Consider the following 20325-nt stretch of genomic DNA (forward strand, 5'->3'; position numbering starts at 1 on the left):
AGACGTGGCCAACAAACGAAAAGCTCAGGCAGCCATCGAGTACTTAATGGTCTTCGGAACAGCGCTTTTACTGTCCACTCCGTTCGTGATCAAGGCTCAGCAATCGGTCGTAGATATACAGACAGGATCTGAGCTTCTCGAGGCCCGGAACACGCTCAACCAGATGGAATCAGCCGCACAGACAGTCAACGCGGCAGGAGAGCCGGCAAGAAGAACGTTTACGGTTAGAATCCCTGACTCGGTTGAGAGAACGGAAATAGATAATAATTACATACAGATGGGAGTAAACACCTCACAGTCTTACGTCGGGCTGTCCAGAACCTTCGAGTTCAACGTCACCGGAAATATACCGCAGCGCGGCGGAAACTATCTTGTCTCGGCTTCAGCGGTTGATGGTGCGGTTGATTTCGAGGTGGTTGGATGAAGGCACAGAGTTCGATAGAGTTTCTTTCACTTGTCTCAATGTCGGCGCTTTTACTTGCCGCACTGCACGGCTTCGTATCCGCTAAACAAGCCCAGTTAGTACAGACAGAAGAGACTCGTACAGCCGAACAGGTAGCAGAGAAAACAAGCTTCCAAGTCGAGATGGCGCTTATCCAGGGAAAGGGTTATTCAAGAGTTTTCAACGTACCTAAGGAGATTTCAGGCTCAGAATACAAGGTTAAAACAGGTGAAGGAGAGTCATTTGTCAGCTATGAGGACGAGAACGTGTTTACAGCATCTAGATACCAGGGAGAGTGGATAAATATCTCCACAAGTGATTCTACGGTTTTCAAGGTGGTGAACAATGGATCGGTACATATCATCCCACAGTAAAGGACAGACCTTCATGCCGGATTATACGGCCAGCCTTCTGATATTCGGGGTTTTAATTGCTATATTCCTAACATCCTGGAACGCACTTGTCTCAGTCGATACATCCGGCTCGGAGATGCTACAGACAAGACATACTTCAACTTTCCTGGTCTCAACACAGGGATATCCGTCTAACTGGGAGCAAGACGGCGCCAACGTCACAATACCAGGTTTTGCCGAAGAGGATCACGTGCTTTCCGCTGAAAAACTCAGGGAGTTCAGAGAACACAGTTATGACGAGCAAAAAACGCTCTTACAGGCCCAAGATTTTTGGCTGGAGATAAAAAACAGCTCTCAGGTGCTTGAACTGGATGGACAGAGACTTGAGTACGGAAGAAGCTATGAGAATGCTTCACAGATCTATCCGGTCCGACGTAACGCGCTTTTGAACAAATCAGGTGATCTAGTTGATGCCGAACTGGTGTATATCTCATGGGAATGAAGGGTTTTTATTTTTCCTTTGACAGTTTACTGGCTTTAGGTATACTTACTGCGTCATTGTTGCTGGTAGCACAGTATTCGAACGTTCAAAACACTGGTTTTGAGGCAAACACTGTTGATTACAGAGGTGCGGGAACCGCAGGAAAGGATGCGATGAAACTGGGTTCTCAGCAGAGTTTCAGCGCTTTCAATGAAAGCTACCGCCAGGAGCTTGTCGATCAAACAGTTATGGAGGAATCTGATCTTGATCGGACGATACTGGATGGTATGACGCTTCTCTGGGCGGCTAGGAACACTTCCTATACGCGTGAGGTTGCTGAAAAATACTTTGATCGGAAGATTCCCGAGAAATACGAGTACAGGATACAGGTAAATGAGTCTGGGCGGGGAGATATACTTTACAGGACCTCTGAGATGCCGGACGATGCGGCGGCTGTGGCCTCGATTTCCAGACTGGTCTCCGGTCACAGGATTGATCGGCCGAGTGAGGGCTTCCAGGCCCGTGCCAGAGCTACGGAGGTCAGGAAAAACACAACTCAGATTGTGTCTCTGCCGGCGATGGGTTATGCGAATGAGAACGGGAAACTTGAGATAGACAAGAAGTTCAATATCACCAACCCGGATGAGATCTACAACGCGGTAATGTATCTGAACATAGAGTACAACGGAGATACAATCGTTGAACAGTTCAAGCTGAATGGCGTTCAGAAAAAGAACGACTACAGTATTATACATGATTATCAGGACGATACTGCGTTGATCAAGTTCAATCTGACGGATGCCGTTCAGCCAGGTGAAAACAGCGTATACATACGTTTCAAGGGAGATGCCAGCCAGAGCCAGCCCACCGATCTACAGCCGGGAGGTATGCTGAGGGTCAAATACCGGAAGGATAAGGTGCGTATACCGGATTCTCGTCTGCGCCATGAACGGATTTACATGGAGAACTTGACGGCTGAAACACCGGGTAACGGCCAGTCAGGGATTTTCAAGGTTGAAAGTTTCGAGATACCGGAGAACGCTGAGTTCATCAACGCAACTATCAACTTAGAGGCCAGAGGGCTTGATTCCGGTAACTGTGGTTACGATGGAGGATGGTTCGGACCTTACTATGATTGGGATTTCAAAACGATATTCAACGGACAGACGCTGGAACAATCATGTGCTTCCGGCAGCCTTTCCCGGACCTACCAGCTCGATAGCTCAGATGTCAGAAAAGGAACTAACGTTTTCACCGTCTACCTTGAGAGCCTCGGCGATACCTTCTGGGGAGGGGAAACCGTCAGCCTGTACTCGGATTACGAATCCGATGATTCCTCGTATATCGATGTTTACTATAACGTATCCGACGAGCAGCTGCGTTTCGGCCAGATACAGGTCACAGCAGCCGAAGAGATGGGAGGAGGTATAGAGGAGCCGAAAGTCTACAGTAAAGAGTTCGAGTATACTGATCTGGCCTCAACAGAAGTTTACATCGCTCAGAGATACAGCAACACGGTTCATCTCGAGGTCGATAACGGCTCAGGTTATACAAACATTTTTACTTCGCCTGAGGTCCGGGCTTCTCCGACAAGACTCACGGTCGATCCCAGCTACTTCAACCTCGAAGGAGAAAACAGGATCAGAATGTACGATTCCGGTCCGGACATCGTCAAGTTCTACCCGGAGTCAACTTTCAAATGGACTGTCTGGGTTCCTTCACAGGTAGGTTACGGCGAGCTTTACTCGAATCAGTCTGCGGCCGTTCAAGACGCTCAAAACCGGCTGGAAGACACGCTAGGTCCTTTTGTCGATGCGACTGGGATTTCGACCTCACAGGTCTCGACCGGCGATCAGCCCTACATCTGGGGGCCGGCAAGCTTGAAACTGGTGGTCTGGGATGAGTAAAGGAATGGTTTACACATCGTTTGCGATGATCGCCTCGGCTTTGATGATCTCGGCTGCCTTCACCTTGGGTTACAGTGAGACCCAGAGTTCGGATGCGACACGTATATCCGAGGCCTCGTTTTTCATGGACAGCGTTTTACAGGATATGGACCGCTCGCTTTCAATGGCAACCAGAAGAGCATTCGCGGCTTCAATAAACTACGTAATTGTAAACAATCAGCCTCTAAGCTCTCCGGAGAAAAATGTCAGCTCGGCGCTGGTAAACGGCACCATATCCGGACAGGAACTCGAAAACATGGAAAACGTTTCCATAGAATCCTGGGAGAGTAGAGTGCGGAGCATAGCAAGTGATTCAAGCTACGAGCTTGAGACAGAGATCAGGGGTTACGGTATAAACTCTTCAGGGATCCGATCCGAGTCCTACTATGAGGTATTTGCCCGGCTGAAGGATCCTGTAAGTCTAGCACGGTTTAATCGTACGGAGACGGCTTATACTTCCACGAGTCTCACCGGTCTTGAAGATCCGATGATCACACTCCGATCGAAGGCACGTTATGTCTCAAAGTACGGTAAGTGTAGTTTCTCCCGACCTTTAGAGAGTATTGAGACCGCAGATATTTACTCTGAGGAATACGGTTATGGGAACGCGGTTGTGAATCCTTCCGATGTCTCTTCAGTCGCTGATAAGTCTGATAAGGTTCTTGTCGCCTCGGATATAGATGGTTATACGGTCTCGGAGGCTAATAGTTTTGCCGCAGCTGTCTCCGAATCTGCGAATACTAGTTCCGGTTACTCCGGTGCTTACGCATTTGATATTGGTTCTGTATCCATTGAGGACAATCAGAGTCTGCTTGTCGATGGAGAAACCGTTTGGCGTACGGATTTCACAGAGATGTTCCGGGAGCCGTGTTACATCGAGGACTCTCATGGTCCGGGTGTTTTGGACCGTATGGAAAACCGTCTTGTCAGTGATAGTGGCCGGAACGGCATAGCTACGATGATCGATGTTTCCGAGCTACCTCGTGAATTACGTCGTCAGGAATCGGCTATTCCGTATGTTTACTTCAACAGTTCGGAGTATGGAGCCGCCCGGCAGATTAAAGGAGTCTCCGATGAGTACAGCTGGTTCTACCTAGATCAGGATCACATCGATGAATGGGGAGTTAACTCGCTTGTAAAATAAAAAGAAGAAGAAAGTGTGAGGGATCGACCAGGGGTTTTTACTCTACTTCTCCTTGGAGTGTTCCTGATCTGGTGTCGTTGAGACCGTTACGTGTGTAATCGATCTCTAGAGTGAAGTCATTACAGCTGTCTGATGCTGTGAAGCTACCTGAGCTGAAGACGACTTCTTCGTTCTGGGACAGTGTATTCGATCCAGCTGTTAGCTCTGTATCTCCGAATGTAACGTTGTTGACTGTTACATCTGTGGAGTAAGCGTTAGCTAGTCTGACCTGTACGTTTCCGTCGCTTACGGCGTATCCGTTCTCAGCTACTCCGAAATCGTTCTCCTCTGCTACTTGGAGATCCATTGGAACTTCTGAGCTACATTCGCCGGTGTTCTGGTTGACGGTCATGAAGATGGCTCCTCCCACGATTGCTACTACAAGAAGCATCCATCCGTATGTCATCAGGTACTCGATCGCTGACTGTCCTTTCCTGTTATGGTTGAATTTCATAAGTGGTTTTTCACCTACTACAGGCTAATTAACGCGGCTGGTATAAAAAGTCAGGTGAATCCGCCCATTACAGAGGAAAGAGTTCCCTTTATAATATAGAACAGCGCCACGGATACACTTACCAGTATCGGCACGTACTTTGCGCCCTCTTTCACGTTCGCATTCTTGATCTCCGACATTATCAGAGAGGCAAAAAAGTTGATTGTAACTATCGCCATTACAGCAAACGTCTGGAAGAACTCTGTGTTGACCTGTGGTTGCTGGAAGCTTAAGCCTAACTCTCCGACGCTTTTCATCTTCGATAGCTCGGTGGTTGACCACATGTTTGCCGTTGTCTCAGACATGTAAACAGAGATTGAGAAAAGCAATGGTGCGCCTACAACCGCAGCCATCATGATAAAGATCGTATACATCTGGATGTTTGAGCTGATCTCTTTTCGCAGCTCCATAGAGTTCCGGATGTCGTCAGCGCTTGATTCAAGTAGTTTGGCTGTGTTTCCTCCACTTTCAATTCCGTCCCGTAGGAGTTTTACTGTCTCGGAGAATAGCTCGGATTTAACGCGGTTTTCAAGATCGTTCAGTGCCTCATCCATTGGTTTTCCGCCGAACATCTCCATCGCGGTCTGTCTAAGTTCTTCGGCCAACGGTCCGAACTCGTCTCTGGCCGAAAGCAAAAACGCTTTTTCCACGTTCAAACCGGATTTGATGTTCGCTGATATCAAGAGCAAGGCGTCCGGTAAGACTTCTTCCATCTCGTCTTTCCGTTTTTCGGCAGCGATCGAGATTATAGTATAAGGTATCATCGCTGGGATTACAATTATGCTTATTATACCGATAGGAAGCTCGATGTAAAGCGGGTACTGTGCTATTATCAGAGCCATTGTTATGGCGAGCGATGTGGCTGCCATTGTGCCTAAAACGATTTCTTCTGTCTGATCTATAGCTGCGTATCGGGCCTCACTTTCCACGCGTTCTTTGTAGAACTCCGGTAGTTTTTCGTAGACTGCTTTCAGATTCATCAGGTCTTTACCTCCGGTCTCTTCGATTTAACGAAGTTCAGGAAAAATATCTGGAACAGGATCAGCCCTGCTATAATCTGGAAGAACATGAATCTGCCGATACCCATACCTGTGAATGTGGAAAGTACGATCATAAACGTCACGCCCAGTGAAGGCACGATCACCGCTATCATAAGATACATCAAAACGTATGGGTTTAGCTCCTTGCCGTACCTTTTGACTGCCAGCTTCTGCTGTTTGACCATTGATTCAACCAGTGTGTCTAGCGTATTCGACATGTCAGTTCCGCTTTTCAGAGCGTTGATCATCTGCCAGATAGCTCTCCTGTACTGTGTCGAGGGATTCCTGAGGATCGAGTCTTCAAGTGCTTTGACCTGGGGTTTCCCTCCGTTAATGTCTTTTACAATTCTGTTGAACTCATTGCTGGCTTCGCCATAGTCTTCGCTGACGCTTACCATTGCTTCGTAAAGAGAAATGCCTGAACGAACCTCGATAAGCATGTGGCGTAATGCGTAAGGCAGATCTTTCTCGAGTTGCCGGGAAATCTTTTTCGCCCGTACCTTTGGATAGTTCGCGAATGTAAAAAATCCTATAGCGAAAAGAAGTGGCGAGCCTCCTAAAGCTCCAAGCATCATCGTCGTCTGCTCTGTTGCAAAGCCTAGGAAGGCTATCGATGCGACAATAGAAGCTGTTAGCTGTAAAGACCGCAGCATTGCCGATGCCAGGAACTTGTCTGGATCTATTTCTATCCTGGCTCTGGTTAGATCTCTCTTAATATTAGGCACCATCTTCCTGCTGCTTGATGCGGCGGGCAACAGGAAATGCGTGTATTTATCGGATGCCTCAATGAACATCAGTTAACAATTAGTCCTCGGTCGAATAAAAAGCAGTCCAGATGAGGGGTTTTTAAACCGGCGACTGTATTTTTGTTTATATGAATGGTTTCGGACTTGTCCTAGAGATATTCGCAGCACTTTTATCTGTTTTTTCACTTGTACTGGTCTATGTAGCTATAAGAGACTGTAAGGAATCTGCTTTCGTACCGATCTATTATTTCATAGGTTTTTCCGTTGCTTCAGCTGGAATGACTGCTACTTCTCATGTCCTAGGTGATCTGTCAACGGGAGGTATTATTGGCTCGGAGATTGTACAGGATCTTATGATGGCCTACACTTCTCTATTCCTGTTTGGAGCGCTATGGCAAAGCTATGAGGCGTCAATATAGTTTATAGTTTAAACAAGAGGTTTTTGCTTAGAAGTTATTCACTTTTCTTTCCTTGAGATATCGCTTAGATCGCCGTTTTCTTTTACGACTTCCACCACGTCCTCTTTACTGTCATAGTACTCTGCGACAACGGTTCCAACCGTATCAACTTCGTTAACGTCGTTTTCTATCATCCAGTCCAGAATTTCTTTTTTCTCCTGGATGCTTTCATCGATCTCTTTGTCGGTCATACCTGCATGCATCCTGAGAGTCTCGTATATAGAGGAACTTTCCTGTTTTTTCTCCATCTCGTCGTTCCGTGACTGCCACTCGTAAAGCACGTTGGCCTCAACTTCCTCGGTTTCCTCATCGAGCGAGATCTCGGCTAACTCCATTGCTCGCCGGAAGTTTCTGCGACGATCTCTAAACATGACTAGGTTTACATCTACGGCTTCAACCATCGTTTTTGGGACGTTAATTGGAGGATTGATCAGTCTCCGAACCGTCTGTTCGGCGGTATCGGCGTGTAAAGTTGAGTAAACGGAGTGGCCTGTATGCATTGCCTCGAAGAGAACTTCTGCCTGCCGTTTACGTCGGATCTCTCCTACGAGAATACGGTCAGGGCGCATACGCAATGCGTTTACAAGCAAGTCAAGCATGCTCACTCCTCCCTTGCCTTCAGGATTTGGTTCTCTGGTGGTTAGAGGCACCCAGTGAAGGAACTCCGGTAGCTGAACCTCTCTCGTGTCTTCAATGGATAGAATTCTCTGGCTTGGAGGTATGAAAGGCATCAAAACGTTAAGCATCGATGTTTTACCTGCTCCTGTACCTCCGGAAACCAGCACGTTCATCTCGTACTGCATACATAACCAAAGGAAGGCTGCGACCTCTTTCGATACTGTTCCGTTTTCCACAAAGTCAGTGATTGTCCATGGGTCGCGTGCGAACTTTCTGATTGTTATAGTGTTGCCTTGCGTTGAAATCGGGTAAAGAGTTGCGTTCGTACGGTCTCCGCTCGGCAGATGTGCGTCGAGCAATGGATGAAGTGAGGAAATGTTTTTCCCCACGCGGCGCCCGATATCGCTCGCGTAGTTTTTGATTTCATCGTCGTCTTTGAACTCTACATCGCTTTTCAGCCAGCCTTCTTCCTTGTGGTAGACCCAGACAGGTTCATCAGCACTGTTAATTACAATTTCCTCTAGATTCTCGTCGTTAAGCAGTATTTCGATGTCTCCGAGGCCAAGCATTTCGTGGATCAGGTTTCCAATAAGTATTTTTTTGGCCTGCTCGTTTGTCTCCGGTAGCTCATCTTCCAGTAGCTCCAGAGCTTGATCGCGGAACTTCTGCCGGACGGTCTCAATTTCACGGGAGTTTACGAACTCTTCGGTCGAAAGATCGACTTTACGGACGATTTGTTCTTTCAAATCCTTCAAAACTGCTTCTGTCGCCGTTTTAATTTCCGGACGGTTCACCTCATATCTTAGAACGAATGACTCGGGTTCCTCTTTAAGCTGGATGTGTGCTGGCACTCCGTCCGCATTGACCTTGTATTCATCTACCTTAGACATTATAATTTCCTAGAAAATGTTGTTGAGCTTTGATTTAAGGTTTTCAAACGTCTTTTCCAGTTTCTTCGAGTCTTGATCTAGCTCCTTTAGCTTGTCCTTTGTCTGTTCGGCCTTCTCGGAGTGAGTCTTCATCTTATCAAGCGCCTTGATCTTTTTCTCGATCGCGTCTTTTTCGTCTTCGAACTCCTCGGCCTTGCTTTCGGCTTCATCAATGTTTTCCATCGTTGAATCAATCTTCGAGATAAGCTTCACGGTTTTCTCATGGGTCTTTTCCTCTTCTGACCTGTACTCTTCCAGTCTCTGCTCTATCTCGTCTTCAAGCTCCTTTAGTTCCTCTAAGTTGTTTCTTACCTCGGTTTCTTTCTCATGGTTCTTTTTCAGATTCTCCTGTAGCTCTTCAAGTTTCTGTTTAGCATCTGAGACTGTTTCCTGCTTGGAGTTCATGTGTTCTTCGAGCTGCTTTTCCTTCTCGTTGACCTTTTCTTCCAGCTCGCTGATCTTTTCCTTGGTGTTTTCATGGGACTTCTCGGAGTAGATCAGAACCATTCCTCTGCGCGCAGAGTATTTTTTCTCCACGAATCCATCTTCCTCCAAGGCATTAGCCCAGGTCTTAATCCGGCTCTTCGATACTCCTAGTTCATCGGATATCTCGGATACAGGCGCCTTACGTTCTTCCGCCAGGTAGTTGAGAAGTGTATCGACCCCGGTCTCTATAACAAGGTCCTCCCATTCATCGCTCATCTTATAGAGGAACTTTTAATCTGACGGATTATAAAGACTGTTTATGTTAATCGCTGTATCCCATCTGATCTGTTTCTTATCCCTTTCAATAGGCTCTGTATACGACTTGCTGACCACGGAGGTGCCGGATCAGATACCAGCGATCGCAGTCCTATCAGGAATACTTTTACACGGCGCGGCTTCCTACTTCAACGGATCTCTAATGCCGTTAAAATGGTCTCTTGCCGCAGGCGCAGTTTTCTCCATCTACGGATGGGGAATGTACTTTGCCGGGATGTGGGGTGGAGCAGACGCCTTCAGCGTAAGCGCCCTCGGATTCGCAGCTCCTTACGGCCTCGCAGGATTCGGACTGATGCATTCAGTCAACTTGTTTGTTAACATGATGTTGATCGGATTCGGATACACGCTGCTCTATGCGTTCTACAAGGCCGCCCGGACAGGAGGAGTCTTATCCGGAACAATTGAGGAAATCAAGTCCGATAGAAAACAGTTTGTCTTAGAGATTCTCGCTGCCGGAGCGTTCGGAACAGTTGCCTACTTCGTGTTCTCGGCCAACTACCTCTACGTTCTGAGTGCGTTAACAATGGTCGTACTTTACAGATTCCTCAAACAGCTGGAAGATGATGTAATGGTAAGTGAGGTCGCGGTAGAAGACCTTGAAGAAGGAGAGGTTGTAGTAAGTGGAGAAGTCGGCCAACAGGTAAAAGGTATAACTCGGGAGGAAATAGACGGGCTTGAAGTCGATAAGGTAACTGTAAAAACCGGAGTAAGGTTTGTACCGGTCTTCCCGCTCGCCTTGCTTGTAACAGATCTCTACGGCGGAGGAATAAGTTTCCTCATGGTTCTTTTCAGCTTATAATCGTGATGTCGTCGTTCGAACTACCGGAGGAGCTAGGTTTCTCCGTGTTTTTCACTTTCTTAGATTCTTGTTCTAGGTCGTGAATCCGCTCTTGGTTGGTTATAACGTGTTCTGCTAGGTTATCGATCTTTTCCTCGATCCTTCTGAGCTTATCGTCGTCTCGATCCGCTGGGCTTTCCTGTGTTTTCTGCTCTGGCTGTGGCATCGAAGCATTCCTCTCCAGTACATCGAGATTGTCCGGTAGCTCTTCTACTTTCTCCTCGAGTTTCTCTATCTTCTCATCAATGTTTACTATCTCGTTTTGGCTTAGCTCTTGTTTCTTATCGGCTTCTTTCTCAACGTTTCGAATCCTGTGCCGTAGCCGTTCTAGACGGGAATCAAGGTTCTGATCGACCTGACGGACTTGTTTCTGTATCTTCGATTCTTTTTTCTCGAAGCTTTCCTTAGAGTTCTCTACCTTGTCTTCAACCCGCTCCATCATCTCACGGTTGTCCTCTATCATCTTGGTGACGGTATCGATCCGGTCCTCTAGATCCATTTCCGTCGAGGAAAGTCGATCCAGCACATCGCTTTTTACAGCCTGTTCGACGGATTCAAGCCGCTCGTCTCCACGATCAATCGCTCTCTCGACCTCTGATTCGAGCTTCCGGATCTGGTTACCGAGGTAATCTTCCATGTCTTCGACTTCTTTCTCAACGTCTTCGTGAGTTACTTTCTGCTCGTCCAGCCGATCAATGTCTTCTTCCAGTCTTTCAACCTCTCCGCGCAGCTCATCGTACTTTTCAGGTCGCTCAGCTTTTTTCTCAGCTCGCTTAACTCTCTTACGCAGCTCTCTGATCTGTGTCTGGTCGAGAGACGTACTTGTTTTCTTTTTCTCAAGAGCCTCAATACGGGATTTTATAGCATCCAAGTCGAACCGTACAGAGTCCATTCCCTGTGAGTCAACCTCGATCTTCGAGCTACCTGCGCCTGATTCCAACTGTTTCAGCCGGTTTTCAAGCTCCTCTACCTTCTCGGTAGAATTTTCACTGGAGCTGTTTTTCAGTCTTTCAACTTCTGCTTCAAGCCGTTTGATCTGGCTGAAGTTAGAGTCCGCACCGGAATCTGTCGAGCTGTTTTCTATCTCATCTCTTAGCTCCTTCAGCTCTTGTTCGCTGACTTTACGGTCTATCTTTGTCTCAAGTTTCTTCTTGCCTTTCTGTATATCTTCTTCCAGTCTGGACAGATGTGCTTTTAGATCTGAGTGATCGCCTTCGAAACCGGTGTTATCGACGTCTAAGCTCTCGAGTCTTCTTTTCAAGTCCTCGATCTCAGATTTTTCGGCTTTCGATTCAAGCCTGTTTTTCAGGCTCTTTACAGCTTCCAAGCTGTGATCTGCTGTATCTGTAACTGAATCGTTGTTTACGCTTTTCTGGATTGATTCCAGGTTTTCTCTTAGCTTCCTTACTTTTTCGCTGCCGGCGTCGTCTCCTTCGTCGCTTAGCTTGGTCTCAAGCTGTTTGAGATCATGTTTTAACTTGCCTATCTGCTTTGAGTTTTTCTTTACCTTGTTTTCTATATGTGATACGTCTTTGCTTGATCCTTCGCCAACATCGCTTACCTTCTCCTCAAGCTCCTTGAGGCGTTGTGCCACGCTTGATTCGATCTCCGCATCGTCGGGTACCTCTCCGGACTCCATCTGCTGGCGCATGTCCTTGATCTGCTGGTAGAGGTACTCCAGTTTCTCATGAACCTTTCCTTCCTGGTACTCTTCTTTGATCTGCTCGACCATGTTCAGCCGTCTTTCCAGCTCCTCTTTGTCCATGTGATTAAGAAGCTCCTCGACCTCCTGGACTTCTTCCTCGAAGCTCATTGACTCGAGTTGAGCCATCATATCGCGGTCTTCCAAGTCCTTTACACGTCCGCGTAGACTTCCAATTGCGTCCTCTATGCTCTGTAGCTCGTTCTCGAGTGTTTCACGGTCCACTTCATCGGAGATTCCATCGGCCATAGAGTTGAGTTAGAAAAGCTTGAATAAAAATAATGTGAAAGAAATCCGACCAGAGTTCCTGGTCGAATTTACGGTGTGTACTCGTCTGTAACTGAGCTACATCTCGTTGAAGCTACTGAGACACTTTCCAATGCGGAGCCACTGCTGCCTGAACTATCCGTGTCGAAACCTCTCGTCGTAGAGATATTCAGATAGCCTTGCTCGGGTGGTGTTCCATCAGAGTAACTGTATCTGACGGAAACGTTGCCTACCGGTTCATCTCCTCTCACTTGCTCGACAGTTACGTTTGCCGCGTTGGCGTCTGTAATATCGATCCCTAGCTGGTTACAGCTCAGGGTCTGTTCTCTCTGCTGGTCAACGTCCTCCTGGGACTGTGCTTGGGTTTGTTGGATCCAGCCAGAGAAAAGAGAGGCAATAGCCATTGTAAAGGCAATCATTAGGACCGCAGCAATCAGTGGCGAAATCCCTTTTCTTTTCATAACGAAGTCTTAAGCTACGCTGTATATAAAGGTTAGCAAGTTCTTAGCCGGTTTTTACCAGCTTTTTACGGACATCTAGGTCTTTAACGTGGTAGATCCAGTATCCGAGAACTACAGCGGTCAGCCCCCAGCGCCAGAGGAAACCATGAACCAGATCGAAGGACGCGATTCCCGAATAATCCAGATAGATTATGGTGACAATTCTCAGAAGGTTCGCTCCTGCTATCAGTAACACGCCTTTTCCCCAGAAACTTTTTGTCCAGGTCTTTGATGCTATTGAGATTCCTGTAAGCGCAGCAATTGATTTCCAGCCGGTACAGTCACGGGTTACACGGAACCATTCTCCGGCCATGATGTCGATCCCCGAGCGGGATACCTCAGGTATGAGAAACTCCAGTAAGAATGTGCTGGCGGCAGCAAAAGCCTTCTGTAGAGGGATCATCGTAGGCACGAGAAAGATTATGGCTCTGAAAACAACTCCGAGAACCAGCAGTCGGAAAAGAAACTTGGAGGCAGCCAGAAGCTTTTCCTGTCTCTCGGTCTCAACCTCGAAATCCATAAACTGAGTTATTTCTCCGGATTGAAATCCGTGTTGATCAAATTTTTGTCCTGTGACGGGTTTTTTCAGCTGTATTCTTCCTCAATTATCGAACGTATCGACTTCGAGGTCTTTTCTCCGATACCTTTAACTTCCTTCAGCTCCTCTTCTGATGCGTTAAACACTTCTTCGATCGAACCGAACTCTTCGAGAAGCCTGCGAGCAATCTTCGTGTTAATATCCGGTATTCCTGCTACAACGAACTCCTGTAGTTCTCTGCGGGTTTTCGGAGACTTTTCTCCTCTAACTGATATCTCTCGGTTTTTCTCCTCTTGTTCTCTTTTCGCCAGAGACTCAAGTAACTCTGCGGTTTCTTTTTCACCGTCGCTCCAGAGAATCGGTATGTTGTAATCGACGGTGATCGATGCGAGTGCGCCACGGATCGCATCAGGGTGAACGTCTCGGTGACTGTACAGTTCCTTTCCTTCAACGATTATCACGGGCTGTTCGAACTGTGTGATCTCATTTAACTGGTTGAAAAGCCGGTTGTCCAGTATAGAATCAACTAAATCTTCTGCGGCCTTTCTCTCGATAGCCGTACGGTCCGAGACCAGGAAATCTCCTACATCAAGCCTCTGTTTGTTTACAATAACGTCTTTCCGGGAGAGATGTTTTGCCACTGCGTTTTCCCGGTCATCGGCGTAAATCTCAAGCTTATCTTTCTCATCTTCATCTTTGTCTTTCTTGTTGCTGCCGTTGAACTCATCCAGACTCCGATTTTTACTTTCCTGCTCTAAGGTCTCGTTTTTCAGCTCCTGTAGAACGCGGTTCATCTTCTTTTTCTTGTGGTGTGCGCTCCAGTAGCTTCCCTCATCCCGCGTGTTTTCCGCCATTAAAACGATTACTGCTCCTTCCTCCTGTCTACCGGTTCTACCGCTTCTCTGAATGTCTCGGATGCCAGAAGCGACCGGTTCGTAGAATACCACGTAGTCAACGGCAGGTATATCCAGTCCTTCCTCTCCCACGCTGGTTGAGACCAAGACCTGGTACTCTCCTTGATCGAACTGGCTCAAAACATCGATTTGCTCGGTCTGACTCATCCCTTCCTCGCCTTGCTGGCCTATAAAACGTGTGGCATCGATTCCTTTCTCTCCTAGTTTCTCAGCTATCTTCTTAGCGCTCGCACGGTACTCTGTAAACACGATAGCTTTCTCATCTTCCTCTATCTCCAGTATTTTCTTTAACTCTCCGAGCTTCGGGTGTTCTATGTCTTTTTTCATCAGGTACTCGATCATCGCCTTTCCCTCCATGAAGTTCTTATCGTTTAACGCTCGAGAGGCGGCTTTAGAGTCATCGCTTTCCAAACCTTGAACGTACTCATAGCACTGACTTACTCCCTGAGTTTCAAGCAGTTCGATTGCCTGAGAAATCTTCAAACAGGCGGCTACAACAGATATTGCCTTGTAAAGTTTTGGATCGTCTTTCTTCGACATCTCCGCACTTATCTGCCCTCTGAGTTTCAGTAAGTCTCCTTTGTGGACGTTCGAGACCGAATTGATCTGTCCCAGCTTCTTGAGTTTTTTCAGCTGGGTTCGTTTAGCTTCCTCGAAGTCGTTTTTGGCCTTCTGGAACCGGTCGTCAAGCTCGACTTTCCGCCATTCGACCTCCTTGTCCTGTATGTACGGCTCTACGTCCGGATCGTCCTCTGTTCGGACCTCGAAGTTCTCTATCTCCAGGTTTTCAGCTACCTCCATGATCTTTTCCTTACTTCCGCCCGGTGAAGCCGTCAAAGCCAGTTTTTGGCAGCTGAACTTCTCGCTGATGAAGTTATACGAGTAGTCTCCGGATGCCCGGTGTGCCTCGTCGAATATTACAAGTGAAAACTCATCTAACGGAACTTTACCTGATATTAGGTCGTTTTCAACCACCTGAGGGGTTCCGAAGAACACTCGGTCGGTCTCCCACATCTCGTATCTTTTATCCGGCCGGGTCTTGCCTGTCATTATAGACATCTCCTCTTCCGGCACTTTCAGGAAGCTGTTGAAGCTCTTGAGATGTTGTTCGACCAGTGGACGGGTCGGCGCCATGAAAAGAACTTTTCCTTCCTCTAGCTTCATCGAGGCAACCATTGCTGCGATAACTGTCTTTCCCAGGCCCGTTGGCAGCACGACAAGCGTGTTCGAACTTGAGGCTGATGCTGCTATAACTTCCTGGTAGGTTCTTGATTCTATCTTATCGGTTTTCAGAAGCCCTGGCACAGTGAAAATGGGCGCTGAAACTTGATAAATCCGAACCGCCGGCTAGTTGAAATTCATGTTCAATCCGTCGTTTGCCGGTGTCTCGAAAGCCCTCAGAATTCTGAAACCTACAATGGTCAGCAAAACAAATACTCCGCCTGCCTTCAAAGTCACATCATCTACCGGTATACCTGTCTTTACCACGACAACTGTAACATGCCCCAGTGGATAGATTACATCTGCGCTGGAAAGTCTGAACGCCCAGCTCTCGCTCCATTTGTGGAAAAAGTTCATATAACCCATGAAGCTTCCTACGCCCAGAACTACGAGTGTTGCGAGTCTTTCCAGTTCGGTATCGAGTGCGCCGGTCAGATAAAGGTTTAATCCGGTTGAAATCCAGATAACTGCGTTCCCGACCGAGGTGTTCCATCCTAGTTCTTCGTTCGTGTGTTTCCCGAAGTAAAGCTCTATTACGAATGCGCCGAGTATAAGCGGTAATAGTGAAGAAAGTAGCTCCGGATTGTTTAAGGGTGCTGTAGCGAACTCTATTATCCGTGATTCGACGGTTGGGTTCTGGAAAGCCATCAGTCTTCGAATGCGTCCGGTGTTCCGCCTGCGTGCCAGGATTTTCTAGGTCTCATCTGTATAGGATAGATTCGCTCGGAGTTATCGTCAAGTAAAAGCCCGACTCCTTTCTTATCTGGTAATGCGTCGATGTAATGCTGTATGTCATGGCGCATGTAGGTATGCATGATGTTTCCAAGCGAGTCGATGTCTTCCTTCGAGGTCAGCCGGTGGGAAAGAATTACATCGCACTGTGAGAGCGCATCAGGGTTTAATTTAGCGGGCTGTTGGGTGGCCAAAGCTAAGGATACGCCGGGTTCACGGCCGATCTTAACCCAACGCATCAACGGATGGGAGGCAGCGGTCTGTCCGTCGGCCGGGAGGAACTCGTGGGCCTCATCTATCATCATCCAGACGATAGGCATCTCGTTTTCGTTTAGACCCTCCATTTCATCGATTTCCTCGATACGACGGGCGGTCATACGTCTTCTAAGTATTCTTTTAGCAAGTAAACCGACTACAAGCGAGCGCACGCTCCATCCATCACCCATCTCTCCGAAAACCGAGACATCGATTATCGAGAGCTGCCCGCGGTTGGTAAACTCTTCAAGCGAGGATTTTTCCCCGAACACGCCCCACTCTTTCGCGCTCATAAACCGGTTCTGTAAGCGGTTTTTCACATCATCCGGGAAATCGAACCGTTCTATTACCTCGAGTATCCGGTCTATATCATAGTCCTCGAAGTTCTCGCTCATCTTCGATATAACTCTCTCGAGCAGTATTCCGGTCTCCGAGTTCATCTCGAAGCCGAAAGCCATCGCCCATTCGTCGGCGGTCAGATTGCTCGGCTTCAACGTAAAGGTGTCGTCGTAGGTCATCTCTCCTTTCTCGAACTCTCCGACCTTACCCTTTGGTATGTACACGTTCGCATCGAAGGCATCCGGGTTCAAACCCCAGTCTTCCAAAAGCGATGCCGCACGGTCGTTTGGACGTTTCATCGACCAGTAGATCCCCATGGGATCGATTATAATTGTCGAAAGGTTATCCGAGATGTCAGATGTCTGTAATTCCTCCGCTAAGGTGCCTAGTGAGTAGCTATTGTGGCAGAGTATTCCTCCGGAACCGGCAGTAAAGGAGTGATCTTCCTGAACTGTCAGATCGTATACCCATCCGGAGTACTCGACTTTCCTTATTTCTTCTATTTCATCCCAGAATATATCGGAGTTTGCCAGCGCTTTCAGTTCCTTGAGCTTTTCTCTTGCCTCAGCTAAGTCGTGATCCCTGTGGACGAGCTTTAATGCTGGAGCGGTCAGCTTTTCCGGTTTTTTTTGGAACTTTTTGTACGAGAGGAATCGACGATCCGATCTTGAGTAACCTAGCTCTTCGTTAAGATCTTTCCATTTGATACCTGATTTTTCCACAAGCTCTTCGAGTTTATCTACCCTTGGCTGGTCTTCGACTGCGGACTTAAGCTCGGTCAGCTCTTGTAAGTGCTTATCAAGGTTTCTAACGATTTGATTCAGTTTCTGTCTGCTTGGTTGATATTTGCCGTCTTCATAGGCTTTGAGCGACTGTTTGTGTTTAGCGACCTGCGTTCTATCTGCTCCCATCAGGTTTCTACACTTCCTTATTTTCTCCCCGCAGGGTATGGTATCGATGTTTGTATTCTCCTCCTTTATCGCTGAATCCAGGCTTTCCTTCTTGTATCTGATTGAGAATCCTATCTGGTCTCTGAACTTCTGGAGTGATTTGCTGCCTGATACAGTTACTTGGTGGTACTTCCGGACTTTCTGTTCTTCAGTGTTGGCAGCATACTTGTGCTTTTCATTAGTTCTTCCAATTATCCCAAATCTCAGCAACATGTAATTGAGAGCGCTAGCTATCTCTTCACTAGCAGTCATCAGATCAATCTGTTGGTCGGTTACATTTGCCTCGCAGTCAAAATACTTCTGTAAGAACTTGGAAGCAGTCTCTCTGCCTGAACTGATTATGAAATCAGGGATCTCTTTGTTGAAAGAGTTCTGTCCGGTGATATATCCGTTTTCCTCTAAAAACTTTTCGAGAGCTTTGGAGTTGGCGTAAAGCGTGCTTTGATCCATCTGTTTTATATCAAGGTCGAAGAAGTCTTCGCCCAGCTGTTTGAAACGATCCAGGAACTCCTGGTTGTTGTTTGTGAAAAGTATTCTATAGTTTCCGTCCGTGACTTTCTGCTCATGTCCTTCGGCTATCAGGTATGCTAAGAACTCTCCAAGCTCAGGTGATACTGTCTCAGGTGCCTCAATCGGTTTTGCCTTTCCAAACCGGTAATGGCTGTCCGTCTTGACTTGTTCGAGAAGCTTCTGACCTTTCTCAGTTGTGCTTATGGTTCTACCTTTCCTCGTTATCAATCCTTTTTCATCGGCTCTATCTACCATCGAATGAAAAGAGCCTGAACCGTCCGAAGCTGAGGGAATCTCTGTGCTCTCATGTTCCAGAAGTCTGGCCTCTCGTCTGTTCAGAGAAGAGTAATTTGCTTTTTGGAATGCTTTGGGTACCGAAAGCTCACTGTCTTTGAAATCCAGATCGATCTTTCTAGGTATGCCTATTTTCTCGCCTTCAGATAGTCTATCTGTGTTTTCCCAGCCGTTGACAGTTAGAAGAGGGTGCTCTCCTGTGACGGTGATTTTCCGCCCCGATCTTGTCTTAAGTTTGAAAAGCGTTTCATCGACTTTTTTCCGGTAACCTGCCTCAATTCTATTTTTTGAAATCTTATGCTCGTTTACTGACTGAACGGTACCGCCCTCGAACCTGAAAAGCTGTTCGCCGTCGTCGTCGATCTCCGTAGAGTCGTTCTCTCGCTGGTTGAAAATCTCTCTTATTTCTTTTAGGCCGGTTTCAGTTAGAACCTTCTCATCAGGTAGGAGGCATTTTCCCGTTCCTCGTTTTCCGAAGACACCCATGACGTGAGGTTTGGCGAGATCGAAATGTATCGGGTTGGCTTTGTGCGCCTCCTCGTTTTCCCCTACAAGGTGTTTTCCGATCACTCCTGTGCCTTTCAGGCCGTGTTCCTCGAAATCTTCATCGCTTCTTCCAACGGATATCTTCGGCATAAACTAGTTTTCCCGGTCCGTGAATAAAATGGTTTTACAGTGGAAGCGCTAGACCAAGGATTCCGAACGCGATGAAACCAACCCAGGCAAAACCGGAGTGTATCAAGATATGTGCGCCGTCAAGATCGCCGTCGATCAGCGGAGTCTCTTTCAACGGAATCAGCTGGAAAAGTACGAACAAGCTGATCGATTTCGAAATCATGAAAGCGCCTAGACTGTAGGTGATGAATGCTGTAGAAAGCATGGCGATCATTCCCATTGATGCGATCCAGTAGCGTCTTTTGGTCCATACAACGTCGATGTCGCGGCCCCAGCTCTCGTAACGATCGTTAGAATAACTGTTGAAAACCGGTAATATTAATGCCAGCGGATAGCTGCTGAAAAAACCGGCTACAGCGCCTAGGAGTGTGAGTGCGAGACCTGGTTTCGAAAGCTCTACATCTACCTTGGCTCTTATCTGCTGGGCTACCGAACGCTGTCCTAGTTCGCGCGCTCCGAGTGCTAGGAAGCCTGCGAGAAAACCGTTGGTTACTGATGAAAAATTGAAACTTCCTTGAAGCCCGATGAATGCGGCTGTGAGTGCGAATATGCCTATACCTAAGTTGATCAAATCCTCTTTATCTGGTTCTGCGCTCACATTTACAGAATTGAATTTGCTGGTTAAAAACTTCTAGATCGAGAGATTCTGACACATCTCGGCAACCGAGTAACTCTGGGAATCCCGTAAAATCTCCGGGTAATCTTTGATCTCATCGAGGTGTAAACCTGGCTCACCGTTTTCATAGCGTTCTCGGACTTCTTCCCAGGGAACCATGTATGCTTTGCGCGGTCGGCCGACTCCTCGTTTGAATTCGACGGCCAAGAAACCGGTGCGTCCGCTTCTATCAAGGAAATCGGAGATCCGTGCGACCTGGTGGCCGCCTTTGGACTCGGAAAAGTGCTGGGAAAAATACAGTTTGTTCGTACTGGATGTCTTTACCGACTTGTTTTCTATAGCAAGGTAGAACATATCGTGTTCGGAATCGACCAGTACATCGCACAGCTGGCTTGAAAACCGGTGTTGTTTTTTCCGGTGGGCGATTCCGTTGATCTCTTCGTCTTCGAAGAACTCGTTGAACGCGTTGACCAGCGCTCTCTCAAAGTCGGTCATCAAAGCTTAATGGGCAGACGCAGGATAA

20 protein-coding genes are annotated in these 20325 nt (G+C 47.4%); 7 read left to right on the forward strand and 13 right to left on the reverse strand.

The genetic code is table 11. The annotated features are described in order from the left end of the window. Positions 1-4: 4 nt before the first annotated feature. The 5 genes from SVXnc_RS01275 to SVXnc_RS01295 are packed head-to-tail and all read left to right on the forward strand — an operon-like array spanning position 5 to position 4366. On the forward strand, positions 5-424 hold the full coding sequence (locus tag SVXnc_RS01275) for a hypothetical protein (RefSeq protein ID WP_347722154.1): 420 nt from the start codon (positions 5-7) through the stop codon (positions 422-424). Next, positions 421-816, forward strand: a complete 396-nt coding sequence (locus tag SVXnc_RS01280) for a hypothetical protein (protein WP_347722155.1) — start codon at positions 421-423, stop codon at positions 814-816. The genes SVXnc_RS01275 and SVXnc_RS01280 overlap by 4 nt, the downstream gene beginning before the upstream one ends. Beyond that, positions 788-1297 (forward strand): hypothetical protein, encoded by a 510-nt coding sequence (locus SVXnc_RS01285; protein WP_347722156.1) that lies wholly within the window; start codon positions 788-790, stop codon positions 1295-1297. Before SVXnc_RS01280 ends, SVXnc_RS01285 begins: the two co-directional genes overlap by 29 nt. Continuing rightward, positions 1288-3183 carry a hypothetical protein gene (locus tag SVXnc_RS01290; protein WP_347722157.1) on the forward strand — a complete coding sequence of 632 codons (1896 nt, stop codon included), beginning with the start codon at positions 1288-1290 and terminating at the stop codon, positions 3181-3183. Before SVXnc_RS01285 ends, SVXnc_RS01290 begins: the two co-directional genes overlap by 10 nt. Beyond that, positions 3176-4366, forward strand: coding sequence for a hypothetical protein (locus SVXnc_RS01295; protein ID WP_347722158.1), 1191 nt, complete (start codon positions 3176-3178; stop codon positions 4364-4366). The genes SVXnc_RS01290 and SVXnc_RS01295 overlap by 8 nt, the downstream gene beginning before the upstream one ends. Before the next feature lie 37 nt (positions 4367-4403). Here the strand turns inward: SVXnc_RS01295 and SVXnc_RS01300 are convergent, their stop codons facing one another. The 3 genes from SVXnc_RS01300 to SVXnc_RS01310 are packed head-to-tail and all read right to left on the reverse strand — an operon-like array spanning position 4404 to position 6732. Continuing rightward, entirely contained in the window at positions 4404-4859 is a 456-nt protein-coding gene (locus tag SVXnc_RS01300) for a hypothetical protein (RefSeq protein WP_347722159.1), read from the reverse strand. 50 nt (positions 4860-4909) lie between these two features. Continuing rightward, positions 4910-5878: a type II secretion system F family protein gene (locus tag SVXnc_RS01305; protein ID WP_347722160.1), complete on the reverse strand. Its 969-nt coding sequence runs from the start codon at positions 5876-5878 to the stop codon at positions 4910-4912. Next, complete coding sequence (locus tag SVXnc_RS01310; RefSeq protein ID WP_347722161.1) at positions 5878-6732, reverse strand: type II secretion system F family protein; 855 nt, start codon at positions 6730-6732, stop codon at positions 5878-5880. The genes SVXnc_RS01305 and SVXnc_RS01310 overlap by 1 nt, the downstream gene beginning before the upstream one ends. Positions 6733-6812: 80 nt before the next feature. On the opposite strand from SVXnc_RS01310, the gene SVXnc_RS01315 reads away from it, so the two are divergent. Further along, the gene (locus SVXnc_RS01315) at positions 6813-7103 is read left to right on the forward strand and encodes a hypothetical protein (RefSeq protein ID WP_347722162.1); all 291 of its coding nucleotides are present in this window, start codon (positions 6813-6815) and stop codon (positions 7101-7103) included. A gap of 38 nt (positions 7104-7141) precedes the next feature. Here the strand turns inward: SVXnc_RS01315 and SVXnc_RS01320 are convergent, their stop codons facing one another. Together SVXnc_RS01320 and SVXnc_RS01325 are read right to left on the reverse strand one after the other, a co-directional pair. Continuing rightward, the gene (locus SVXnc_RS01320; protein ID WP_347722163.1) at positions 7142-8650 is read right to left on the reverse strand and encodes a type II/IV secretion system ATPase subunit; all 1509 of its coding nucleotides are present in this window, start codon (positions 8648-8650) and stop codon (positions 7142-7144) included. A gap of 9 nt (positions 8651-8659) precedes the next feature. After that, positions 8660-9391: an ArsR family transcriptional regulator gene (locus tag SVXnc_RS01325; RefSeq protein ID WP_347722164.1), complete on the reverse strand. Its 732-nt coding sequence runs from the start codon at positions 9389-9391 to the stop codon at positions 8660-8662. A 43-nt stretch (positions 9392-9434) separates the two neighbouring features. On the opposite strand from SVXnc_RS01325, the gene SVXnc_RS01330 reads away from it, so the two are divergent. After that, entirely contained in the window at positions 9435-10250 is an 816-nt protein-coding gene (locus tag SVXnc_RS01330; RefSeq protein WP_347722165.1) for a prepilin peptidase, read from the forward strand. Here the strand turns inward: SVXnc_RS01330 and SVXnc_RS01335 are convergent. From SVXnc_RS01335 to SVXnc_RS01370, 8 genes are all read right to left on the reverse strand, one after another. Beyond that, complete coding sequence (locus tag SVXnc_RS01335; RefSeq protein WP_347722166.1) at positions 10240-12240, reverse strand: coiled-coil domain-containing protein; 2001 nt, start codon at positions 12238-12240, stop codon at positions 10240-10242. The two genes, SVXnc_RS01330 and SVXnc_RS01335, sit on opposite strands and share 11 nt — an antisense overlap. Positions 12241-12308: 68 nt before the next feature. Further along, a complete protein-coding gene (locus tag SVXnc_RS01340) occupies positions 12309-12719 on the reverse strand; it encodes an archaellin/type IV pilin N-terminal domain-containing protein (protein ID WP_347722167.1) in 411 nt (136 codons plus the stop codon). A gap of 43 nt (positions 12720-12762) precedes the next feature. Beyond that, on the reverse strand, positions 12763-13278 hold the full coding sequence (locus SVXnc_RS01345) for an exosortase/archaeosortase family protein (protein ID WP_347722168.1): 516 nt from the start codon (positions 13276-13278) through the stop codon (positions 12763-12765). Positions 13279-13343: 65 nt separating this feature from the next. Continuing rightward, on the reverse strand, positions 13344-15515 hold the full coding sequence (locus SVXnc_RS01350; protein WP_347722169.1) for a DEAD/DEAH box helicase: 2172 nt from the start codon (positions 15513-15515) through the stop codon (positions 13344-13346). A 42-nt stretch (positions 15516-15557) separates the two neighbouring features. Next, entirely contained in the window at positions 15558-16079 is a 522-nt protein-coding gene (locus tag SVXnc_RS01355) for a hypothetical protein (protein WP_347722170.1), read from the reverse strand. Beyond that, a complete protein-coding gene (locus SVXnc_RS01360; RefSeq protein WP_347722171.1) occupies positions 16079-19147 on the reverse strand; it encodes an LAGLIDADG family homing endonuclease in 3069 nt (1022 codons plus the stop codon). The genes SVXnc_RS01355 and SVXnc_RS01360 overlap by 1 nt, the downstream gene beginning before the upstream one ends. A 34-nt stretch (positions 19148-19181) precedes the next feature. Then, entirely contained in the window at positions 19182-19784 is a 603-nt protein-coding gene (locus SVXnc_RS01365; RefSeq protein ID WP_347722172.1) for a hypothetical protein, read from the reverse strand. A 33-nt stretch (positions 19785-19817) separates the two neighbouring features. Further along, entirely contained in the window at positions 19818-20297 is a 480-nt protein-coding gene (locus tag SVXnc_RS01370; RefSeq protein WP_347722173.1) for a hypothetical protein, read from the reverse strand. Positions 20298-20325 lie beyond the last annotated feature (28 nt).

Origin of the sequence: Candidatus Nanohalococcus occultus (assembly GCF_029207735.1) — an archaeon.
Taxonomy (GTDB): domain Archaea; phylum Nanohalarchaeota; class Nanosalinia; order Nanosalinales; family Nanosalinaceae; genus Nanohalococcus; species Nanohalococcus occultus.